The organism is Alcanivorax sp. HI0083 (assembly GCF_001635175.1).
In genome coordinates, this window is record NZ_LWFX01000143.1 from 1 (window position 1) to 1,865 (window position 1,865).

At 61.3% G+C, this 1,865-nt stretch carries 2 protein-coding genes; one reads left to right on the forward strand and one right to left on the reverse strand.

Annotated features, from left to right (window positions below):
• A partial coding sequence (locus A3754_RS01575) for a hypothetical protein (RefSeq protein ID WP_156496673.1) occupies nt 1–595 on the reverse strand: 595 nt, incomplete at its 3' end.
• Nucleotides 596–794: 199 nt separating this feature from the next.
• On the opposite strand from A3754_RS01575, the gene A3754_RS01580 reads away from it, so the two are divergent.
• On the forward strand, nt 795–1,865 hold a 1,071-nt coding region (locus A3754_RS01580), incomplete at its 3' end, for an ATP-binding cassette domain-containing protein (protein WP_156496674.1).

The following is a 1,865-nucleotide window of genomic DNA, read 5'->3' on the forward strand; positions in this document are numbered from 1 at the left end:
GCTGCTGGCGCGCCCGGCGTAGCTGGTCAGAGGCGTCGCTTAACGCACGCTGCTCCTCCAGCAGCGTCCGTCGCAGCCGATCCAGCATTGTCTGGTACGCGTCGCTCCCCACCGCAATCTGTTGCCAGTCGGCGAAACGCTCCCGTAACAGGGAGGCCGGCAGCCCTGCAGGAAGATCCGTGAGCGGCAAGCTGATCCGTGCCCGCGGCGGCGCCCCCTCGTCAAGCGGCTCGGTTTGCTCCCCCTCGACCCGCGCCATACCCGGCAACACAACCGACTCCCCGGCTCCGGGCCCTGCCGTCACCACCAGTTCCCGGGCATCCGCATCGGCATAGCGCACCAGTTGCAGGTCCTCCTGCAGCACCAGCCCAACCTCGAACTGGTAGGAGGTAACCACATGCCCTTTGTTGCCCTCTTTCTGGCGGTCGGTCACCGCCAGCGACTCCACCTGCCAAACGCTCAGATTGTTATCCTGCAAGGCTTGGCGAACCTGCTGTTCCAGATACTCATGGCCGCTGTCATCACTGCAGCCCGCCACAAAGAGTCCCAGTAGCCCGGCAGCTATTATCCCTATCAGGGTGGGTTTTCTTCTCATGGTCCCCTCGCTTTCCTGACGTGTCCGCCTAATACGCGCCTTTTTGCTCATTTTTTCAACCCCATACTGACCGCCGGGCGGGACTGCCTTTTGCCCGGCAAGCCGGTACAATGCCGCCTCTTTCTTCCCGCCGCCTGCCGACAACCGCCGCAGCCGGCGATGGCGCGCCCCGGCCGCCCTCTCGTTACAGGACAGTCTCTTGATTTCTACCGCGAACATCACCATGCAGTTTGGCGCCAAGCCGCTGTTTGAAAACGTCTCCGTCAAATTCGGCAATGGCAACCGTTACGGCCTGATCGGCGCCAACGGCTGCGGCAAATCCACCTTTATGAAAATCCTCGGCGGCGAGCTGCAGCCCAGCAATGGTCAGGTGATGCTGGATCCCAATGATCGCCTCGGCAAACTGCGCCAGGACCAGTTCGCCTTCGAGGAACACACGGTGCTGGACACCGTGATCATGGGGCACAGCGAACTGGCAGCGGTAAAAGCCGAGCGCGACCGGATTTACAGCCTGCCGGAAATGAGCGAAGAAGACGGCATGCGCGTGGCCGAGCTGGAAATGCAATTCGCGGAGATGGACGGCTACACCGCCGAAGCCCGGGCCGGCGACCTGTTGCTGGGGCTGGGCATTCCCGAAGAACAACACGCCGGCCCCATGACCGCCGTGGCGCCGGGCTGGAAATTGCGCGTACTGCTTGCCCAGGCCCTGTTCTCCGATCCGGACGTACTGCTGCTGGATGAGCCCACCAACCATCTGGATATCCACACCATCCGCTGGCTGGAAGATATTCTGGTGGCCCGTTCCAGCACCATGATTATCATTTCCCACGACCGGCACTTCCTGAACAGCGTGTGCACCCACATGGCGGATCTGGATTACGGTGAGCTGCGCCTGTTCCCGGGCAACTACGACGAGTACATGACCGCCGCCACCGCCGCCCGTGACCGTCTGTATGCGGACAACGCCAAGAAGAAAAAGGAAATCGCTGACCTGCAGAGTTTTGTCAGCCGCTTCTCGGCCAACGCCTCCAAGGCCAAACAGGCCACCAGCCGGGCAAAGCAGATCGACAAAATCCAGCTGGAAGAGGTGAAACCCTCCAGCCGGATCAGCCCTTATATTCGTTTTGAGCAGACCAAGAAACTGCACCGCCAGGCGGTAACACTGGAAGGGCTGGGCAAGCATTACCATGATCTGACTCTGTTCCAGGACCTGAGCCTGCAAGTAGAAGCTGGCGAACGGGTCGCCATTATCGGACCCAACGGCATTGGC